The following is an 8498-nucleotide window of genomic DNA, read 5'->3' as shown; positions in this document are numbered from 1 at the left end:
GGGACCGTGTGGGAGAGTAGGTCGCCGCCGAACAAATTGTGTGGGAGAGGGTCTCACTGGAACTACGGTTCCGGTGGGGCCCTTTTCTGCGTTCCCGGGAACACCCCGCGCGCTCCCGGAAAGACCCCTCGCTGTGGTGAAGGGTCTTTCCAGGAGCGCGCTCGGGCCGCGATGCGGTCGCGCTGTTCGCCGCGTCTCGGTATCAGAGCCGGCGGAACATCATGTGCTGGCCGACGAGTCCTGCGTCGGGGTGGTCGAAGGCCATCGGCGCCGTGCCGACAACCTCGAAGCCCAGTGACTTCCAGAGGTGCACCGCTGGCTCGTTGACCTCGACGACGGCATTGAACTGGATTCCGCGGAAGCCCTGTTCGCGGGACCACTCGATGACGTACTCGCCGAGCCGGCGTCCGACGCCCTTGCCCTGGTGGTCCGGGTCGACCAGGAATGAGCCCGTGGCGATGTGGGAGCCGCGTCCCGGCTTGTTCGGCCCCATTTTCGCCGAGCCCACGATCCTGTCACCGACGACGGCGACCACGGTCCGCCCCGGAGGGCGCTCCATCCACCACGGTTCTGCCTCGTCCAGGCTCTGCCCCTCGGGAAACGCGTACGTACGCCCCTGGGCCATGATCGCGGCGTAGAACGCGTAGATGCTCGGCCAGTCCCCGTCCGCGGCAACACGAATCTTCATTCGCCGGACGATACACGGTGCCCGCGCCACCGTCCGGGGGGGTGTACGAGTGTGCTCCCGCCTCGCTCCGTGCCGCACGTCCTGGCCGCCGCCGCAGCGAGTCGACGGGGGTGGCGGCCCCGCAGCGGGGGGCGGCGCCCTCGGCGGGCTCCCGCGCTCGTCGACCCCGCCCGCCGCTGCGGTGGACCGTCCAGCGCCGGCCGCGACACCGGCGTTCGGGCCGTGATTCCGTCCGGTGCCGAAGCGGTGGCGAAGTGTAGCTGAATTCCGCGATGAATGGCGAATAGGTTTAGTGCGGTATCGACACGCCGGTGTTTCGTCGGAGCCGCAACCTGGAACTGGGAAATAATCGGCCGCCAAGTACGGCCTTTGAACAGATGTCCACATGCCCAAGGTGCGGTGAAACTGTGAGATGCCCAGTTTGCGGAGGATCGGACGGAATAGAGATCTTCACCGACGAGGACGGTAACTTGCTGTGCATGTGTCCCTGCGGTGCGGCATGGTCCCCGTGAGCGTGTAGTCCTCCAGCGTGACCGCTCTCGCGCCGCGGTCGTGACGCCCGGGTGGGCACGGTGCCCCGCCGGCCCGTGGCCGCCGCGTCACGGCGTTCCGGGGGTGCGGCCCGTCCGGCGGGGCGGGTTCGGCATGCGGGCGGGCACGCGCCGTGCGGACGCGTTTCCGCCCGCGCCCCGACGGGCGGTTGCGATGGATTCCCTCTTTCGAGTGGCTCCGCATATGCCGTAGTCCAGGACGACCCGCGGAATTCCGCCCGGCCTTCGCCACTTCCGATGTCTTCGATCCGGTCGAGGCTCAGATTTCCTCCGACATCTGTTCCATTCGGCCGACCTCCGCGGCCTGTTGGGCCGCTATCTCCGTCGCGAGTTCGCTGACGGTGATGTCGACTCCCTCGGCGATCACGTCGGCCGACATCGTCACTGCGCCCTCGTGGTGAACGATCATCAGTTCCAGGAAGAGCTGGTCGAACTCCTCGCCCCTGGCCTCCGCGAGGGCCGCCATCTCCGCGGGCGAGGCCATCCCCGGCATGTCCGAGTGGCCCTCGGCTCCCCCCGGTGCGGCGTCGCCGTGTCCGCCGTGCCCGCCGTCCTCGTGATCCCCGGCGCCCTCGGAATCCTCCTCGAACGCCTCCAGCCAGGCTCGCATCACCTCGATCTCCGGTGCCTGCGCCGTGGCGATACGGGTGGAGAGCCGGTCGACCGGGTCCGCGTGCGCGTGGTCCGCCGCGAGATCGGTCATCTCCAGGGCCTGCTCGTGGTGGACGATCATCATCACGATGTAGTCGACATCGGCCTCGTTGGGTTCCTCGGCCCGGTCCTCGGCCTCGGCCCGCACCTGTTCAGGCGTCAGCTTGCGGGCGTCCTCCCCCGGCCCGGCGGGGGCGATGACCGTGGCTTCCTCCTCGGTGGCCGCCGCCTCCACCGTGTCACCCGAGGTGCAGCCGGTGAGGGCGGCCATGGCCACGGCCGCGGCGCAGGTCGTGGCTGCGACGGTGCGCAGTGTACGAGTGGGGTGACGGTGCATCGGCGTGCCTCCTGGGCGGTCGGCGGGCAAAAGTCGCCCTGTTGAGATGTACATGCTTGGTCAATACTGGGTGCCAGCTCAAGACCCCCACGGATTCGACTGCGCCCAGGAGGCCTCAGTGGAATCGTTGCGAAAGCGACGCAGATACACGCGAATCGGCGCTGCGGCCGGAGCCATCGGCCTGCTGGCAGCCCTGTTGGGCACCGGGGTGGCTTCCGCCACCCCCACCCCGGACGACCCCACCCCGTCGGAGGTCACCGCGGAGGAGCGTTCCTCCGTCGCCGAGGCCATAGCCGAGGGCGAGATACCGGGCGTGGACGAGATCGTCCACAGCGACAACATCCGGCACCTCGCCAACGTCCCCAAGGCCGGCCTGCGGGCGACCAACTCGGACATCGCCTTCCAGGGCGACTACGCGTTCGCCGGCAACTACGACGGCTTCACGATCTACGACATACGTCGCCCGAGCAAACCCCGCATCGTGACCGAGGTCTACTGCCCCGGCCCCCAGGGCGACATCTCCGTCCACGGCGATCTGCTGTTCCTCTCCGTCGACTCCTCCCGGAGCGACGACTCCTGCAACAGCACCTCACTGCCCGCCACGCAGAAGGAGGCGTGGGAGGGCATGCGGATCTTCGACATCAGCGACATCCGCGAACCCCGCTACGTCGCGGCGGTCGAGACCGCCTGCGGGTCGCACACCCACACGCTCGTGCCGGACGGCAAGAAGAACGTGTACCTCTACGTCTCGTCCTACTTCCCGCACGCCACGTACCCCGACTGCCAGCCGCCCCACGACGGCATCTCCATCGTCAAGGTGCCGGTGAACTCCCCGGAGAAGGCGAAACTCTCGTCGTTCGAGGTGCTGTTCCCCGACGGTGGCTTCCCCGGCGACAGCTCGGGCACCGCCACCAGCGGCTGCCACGACATCACCGTGTACCCCGAGCGCAAGATCGCCGCGGGCGCCTGCATGGGCGACGGCATCCTGATGGACATCTCCAAGCCCGCCGCTCCCCGTGTCATCGACCGGGTGCAGGACGTCGAGCACTTCGCGTTCTGGCACTCCGCGACGTTCAGCGAGGACGGCAAGAAGGTCGTCTTCACCGACGAGCTCGGCGGTGGCGGCGCGGCCACCTGCAATGCCCGCGTCGGTGACGAGTACGGCGCCAACGGGATCTACCACATCACGGGCAAGGGCGACCGCCGCTCGATGGAGTTCCAGAGCTACTTCAAGATCCCCCGGCACCAGGCCGACACCGAGAACTGCGTCGCCCACAACGGCTCGCTGATCCCGGTGAAGGGCCGCGACATCATGGTGCAGTCCTGGTACCAGGGTGGCGTCTCCGTCTGGGAGTTCACGGACTCGGGCGATCCGCACGAGATCGCGTACTTCGAGCGCGGTCCGATCTCCGACGAGCGCCTCACCTTCGGCGGGAGCTGGTCGGCCTACTACTACAACGGCCACATCTACTCCAACGACCAGAAGGGCTTCGACGTCCTGCAGATCCGGGACCCCCGGACCGATCGCGCCAACGGCGTCAAGATGAAGGAGCTCAACGCCCAGACGCAGCCGCGCTACCTGCGCTGAGCCGGGAGTGTCCGCGTCCCCCGGGGCGGCGCGCCGGGCAGCCGGCGCTCACGCAACGGGGGACGCGGCTCCGCCCGCTCCGCCCGCTCCGGTCGCGGAATCGGAGCGGCGGCCACCGCCGTCAGGGGTGCGGCGGGACCAGTGGTCGCGCAGTTCGGACACCACGCCCACCGCGGCGGCGGTCAGCGGCACCGCCAGCAGGGTCCCGATCAGACCGCCGAGCGAGGCACCGGCGGCCACCGCGAGCAGCACGAAGGCGGGGTGGAGGAAGACTGTTCTGCTGTGCACCAGCGGCTGGAGCAGCGTTCCCTCGATCAACTGCACCGCGAGCACCACCGCCAGCGCTCCCACGGCGAGCATGATCCCCTGGTCGGCGAGGGCGACGAGGACGGCGACCGTTCCGGAGAGGAACGCGCCGACGAAGGGGATGTACGCGCCGACGAAGACCAGGGCGCCGAGAGCAGCCGCCTGCGGGACGCCGAGCAGCGCCAGTCCGACGGTGATGAAGACGGCGTCGATGGCCGCGATGATGGTGGTGCCCCGCATGAAGCCCGCCATGGAGTCCCAGGCCCGTCTGCCCAGCCTGACCGCCAACTCGCCCCGGCCGCCCGGGGTCCAGCGCCGGACCGCGTCCACCATCCGCTCTCGGTCGCGCAGGACGAAGAAGACCAGGGTGAGGGTGAGCACGGTGCCCGCCACCAGTTGGCCGGCCAGGCTGATCCCGGTGAACGCCCCCTGGGCGGCTGCCCCGGCCGCCGCGCTCCCCAGCGAGGAGAGGCTGTCGGCTGCGCCGCGCACGGCGTCGGCCACCGGGCCGCTCTCCTCGGAAGCCCGGTCGACCAGGTCCCGCAGGGTGGTGCTGAGGTCGGCGGCTGCGTCGGTCAGCAGCTGCACCATCACCCGGACCACCGCCGCGATCACGGCGATCAGCAGGACGGCGGAGACGCCCGCGGCCCACCCCCGTCGCAGCCCCACGCGGCGCAGCAGCCGGTCCAGCGGCACGATGAGCGCGGTGATCAACAGCGCGACGAGGACCGGGATGACCACGACGCGGAGCTGGTACGTCAGCCCGACCACCAGGGTGAGGACGCCCGAACCGAGGAGGATCGCGGCCGACCAGCGGATGACCTGCATCAGACGGTGGATCGTACGGCGGGAGTGGTGCTCCCCGGCATCGCCGGGGGTGGGTGTGCCGGACAGGGCCGCGTGCCCGGCGGCGGGTGTCGAACCCGGTCGCGAGTGGGGGGAGTCGGCGCCGGGCGCCCCCGGGGCGTCCGGCTGCTCCGCTGGGTCGGGGCTGTCGGGCATGGCTGTCTGCTCCTCACCGCAGGCATGGGGCGGCCACTGGCCGCCGGCAGCCTATTAGTGCACAAACCGGTACCGATGGGGCGGAGGTGGTGGGTGCGGCGCGCGACGAGGGAGGCGGCCCGGTCGCGGCGGTCCCGACCGCCCGCCGTGAAGCGGTTCAGCCGATCGGCAGCGCGCCCTCCCGGTGTTCGGCCCGGCGCTGTCCTGCCGCGACCAGCGCCTTGACGGGGATCAGTGCCAGCCAGGTGAGCATTCCGGCGTCGGTGCTCACGAAGGCGACCGGCACCGAGACGGCGAACACGGTGGCGGAGAGCGCGAGGTCGACGACGGCGAGGCGCTGCACGGCGTCGGCCGGTCGACGCCGCGGCTCGCAGCTCACCAACAGGGCGAGGTGGACCCCGTTGACGGCGGCGACGGTCGCGGCGTAGGCGGCGGTCGCCACGGAGTGGCTGCCGCCGTACTCGGCGAGGAGGGCGGTCGGGAACGGCAGCAGCGCGACCAGGCCGAGCCCGAGCAGGGTGAGGTGTCCGCCCCGGTCGACGGAGGCGTCGACGCGGTCCAGGACGTAGCGGTGGTCTCGCCAGAACTGGGCGATCACCACGAAGGAGAGGGCGTAGGCGCCGAGGTTGGGGAGCTGGCCGCGCAGCGCTTCGTGGAAGGCGGCGTCGCCCAGGTCGGGCGGAACGGAGATGTCGAGGACGAGGAGTGTCATGGCGATGGCGAAGACGCCGTCGGACAGTGCGGTGAGGCGGCCGGTCAGTGCGGCCGTGCGTTCCTCGATCGGGTGATGTGCGGGCGGCTCCTGCTCACTGTCGGTCACGTCTACTACGCTATGTGTTGGTGGTGGTGCGGTGAGTACGCGACGCGTGCTCGGCCCCTTGTGCGGGCCGGTGGTGGTGCGGTTGTCATGGTGGTGCGGTTGTCATGGTGGTGCGGCCCGGCGGTCGCAGGACGGGGTGTGGTCGGCCATGCCCTGCTCCTGCCTGGGCCCGGATGGTTCCGGGCGACGCACGTGTCCGTTCAGGCAGGGACCGTTGGCGGCGGAGTGCCGCGGTTGGGTCCGGCGGGCCCCAACGCCGGACGGCCTCCGCTCGGGGGGAGAGCCGACACGCTCAGCGTCGGGTGCGTCGGGTGCGTCGGGTGCGTCGGGTGCTCTGAGTGCGCCGGGTGCGCAGCGCGCGCGGGGGTGTCGGGGGCGATCCGGCGCGGGGCGCGGGGCGGGTGCTGTCGGTGGGCGCGCGGACGGTCGATTCCCGCATCGGGCGGTGGCGCGGCACGGCACCGCCGTGGGCCTGCGGTGACGTCTGCGGAGGAGGGAGAGGGGCGGGGCAGGCCGTCCCCCCGGGGGCGCGCGGCGGACGAGGAGGCAAACGACGCAGAAACGTTGCGAGTTGGCGGTGGACCGGTCGGGAGATCAGTCTTGTTCCACCGCCGGGCTCCGTGCGAGCCGCGCTCCACCTGGCGCGGTGTCCGGAGTCCGGCGGCTTGTTCCCGCGCGACGTCGGCCGGGGTCATGGCGGCGAGGAACCGCGTCGCTGCTCCTGTTCGAGCAACTCGGGCAGGTCCTTCAACCGGTCCAGCCCCGCCACCGGACGCGACATCCGGTGGTTCCGCTCCAGCCGTTCCCGATGGCGGTCGAGGAAGGCCCAGTACCCCGCGGTGAACGGGCAGGCCCGCTCCCCGACGCGGACGTCCGGCCGGTACGCGCAGTCCCCGCAGTAGTCGCTCATCCGGTTGATGTACGCCCCGCCCGAGGTGTACGGCTTGGTGGTCATCCGGCCGCCGTCCGCGTACTGGGACATCCCCACCACGTTGGGCACCATGACCCAGTCGTACCCGTCCACGAACGAGCGGTGGAACCAGTCGGTGACCTCGCGCGGGTTCCAGCCGGACTGCAGCGCCCTGCTGCCCAGCACCATCAGCCGGGGGATGTGGTGGACCCACCCGGTCCGGCGCACCTGGGCCAGTACGGACGAGAGGCAGCGGGCGGTGACCGCGTCGGCGTCCAACTCGGCGAACCACTCGGGCAGCCCTCGCCGGTGGTTCAGCTTGTTGTGGGCGCGGTAGTCGTCGCCGAAGTGCCAGTAGAGGTGCCAGACGTACTCGCGCCAGCCGGCGACCTGGCGCACGTAGCCCTCGACCGACGGCAAGGGGGCCGACCCGTCCCGGTACCGCTGCTCGGCGCCCTCCACGCACTCGGCGGGATCGAGCAGGCCCAGGTTGAGCGGAACCGAGAGCAGACTGTGGCTCATCCACGGGTCCTCGGCGAGGACAGCGTCCTCGTGTGCGCCGAACCCGGGCAGCCGGTGGTCGAGGAAGCGCCGCAGCGCGGCGAGGGCCTCTCCGCGGGTGGCGGGGAACAGCCTGGGCCCGTCCTCACCCACGAAGGAGACCTGACCGTCGCGTTCCCAACGGTCGAGGTCGTGGCGGACCTCGGCGTCGATGTCGTCCTCCTCGGCCAGCCACGGTCGGGGGGCGCCGAGGACGCGGGCACCGCGGGGCGGTGGTTCGCGGTTGTCGTGGTCGTAGTTCCAGCGTCCCCCCGCGGGCTGGTCGTCCCCGTCGAGGAGCAGTTCGTGGTCTCGGCGGACGTCGCGGTAGAAGTCCTCCATCCGCAGCGCCCCGCCCTCCCGGCCCGCGACCCATCGCGCGAAGTCCTCGTGGGAGACCAGGAAGCCCCGCGCCGGCAGGACGGTCAGCCCCGGAGTGTCGCGGACGAAGCCGAGCGCGGCGTGGGAAGTGGGGTGGTGCACGGTGGCGTTGCGGCGCCCGCCGCCGACACCGGCGGTCCGCAACCCCTCGCGGTAGGTGTCGGCGCGGACGTAGTGGACCCGGTCCCCGAGGTCGGCGGCACGGTGCCGCATCGCGGAGAGGACGAGGTGCGCCTTGGCGCGGTGGAACCGGCGGCGGCGCAGCACCGCCCGTGACTCGATCATCACCAGTGGCGCGTCCTCGTCGGGCCCGTCGGCACCGCCGGCGCCGTCCCGTGCGAAGTGCGGACCGAGTTGGTCTCCGAACAGCAGGTGGGGGCGCACGGCCATGGTGGAGGACCTTTCGGCGGGGTGGTGAGAGGGCTTCCGCACGGGCGAGGCGGCGGGCGAGGCCGATCTGCGATCATTCCGACCGCCCTTCGGGACCCGTGGGAGCACGACGTCGGAAGGGGGCGCGGGTCGTCCTCGGCGCGCCCTCGCGGAGCGCAGGGCGCGGGCTCGACCGGCGTCCCGACCGCACGCCGCACGCCGACCGTCCGGCAGCAGTGGCGGCCCGTCGCGCGCGGCGGGCTCGACCCGGCGGGTACCTGCCCGCCGGGCGGTGGGCCGTCGGCGCCTCGCTCAGGGGGCGGCCCGGTCGACGAGGGTCTCCACCGCCGAGCGC

6 protein-coding genes are annotated in these 8498 nt (G+C 71.4%); 1 reads left to right on the top strand and 5 read right to left on the bottom strand.

Annotation, left to right across the window (positions count from 1 at the left end):
• Positions 1-202: 202 nt before the first annotated feature.
• Entirely contained in the window at positions 203-688 is a 486-nt protein-coding gene (locus tag HCJ92_RS19620) for a GNAT family N-acetyltransferase (RefSeq protein ID WP_167934936.1), read from the bottom strand.
• 810 nt (positions 689-1498) lie between these two features.
• Positions 1499-2227, bottom strand: coding sequence for a DUF305 domain-containing protein (locus HCJ92_RS19615; RefSeq protein WP_167934935.1), 729 nt, complete (start codon positions 2225-2227; stop codon positions 1499-1501).
• A gap of 118 nt (positions 2228-2345) precedes the next feature.
• Here HCJ92_RS19615 and HCJ92_RS19610 point away from each other — a divergent pair, with 118 nt between their 5' ends.
• The gene (locus tag HCJ92_RS19610) at positions 2346-3815 is read left to right on the top strand and encodes an LVIVD repeat-containing protein (protein ID WP_338054273.1); all 1470 of its coding nucleotides are present in this window, start codon (positions 2346-2348) and stop codon (positions 3813-3815) included.
• A 48-nt stretch (positions 3816-3863) separates the two neighbouring features.
• Here the strand turns inward: HCJ92_RS19610 and HCJ92_RS19605 are convergent, their stop codons facing one another.
• The 3 genes from HCJ92_RS19605 to HCJ92_RS19595 all read right to left on the bottom strand — a co-directional run bounded on the left by HCJ92_RS19605 (position 3864) and on the right by HCJ92_RS19595 (position 8164).
• A complete protein-coding gene (locus HCJ92_RS19605; protein WP_167934934.1) occupies positions 3864-5123 on the bottom strand; it encodes an AI-2E family transporter in 1260 nt (419 codons plus the stop codon).
• 157 nt (positions 5124-5280) lie between these two features.
• Complete coding sequence (locus HCJ92_RS19600; RefSeq protein WP_338054272.1) at positions 5281-5943, bottom strand: TMEM175 family protein; 663 nt, start codon at positions 5941-5943, stop codon at positions 5281-5283.
• Positions 5944-6634: 691 nt separating this feature from the next.
• A complete protein-coding gene (locus tag HCJ92_RS19595; protein WP_167934933.1) occupies positions 6635-8164 on the bottom strand; it encodes a cryptochrome/photolyase family protein in 1530 nt (509 codons plus the stop codon).
• Positions 8165-8498 lie beyond the last annotated feature (334 nt).

Origin of the sequence: Streptomyces spiramenti, from assembly GCF_012034385.1 — a bacterium.
GTDB classification, from domain to species: Bacteria; Actinomycetota; Actinomycetes; order Streptomycetales; family Streptomycetaceae; genus Streptomyces; species Streptomyces spiramenti.
Note: the sequence above shows the minus strand (reverse complement) of the source record. Positions and strands in the feature narration are given on the sequence as shown.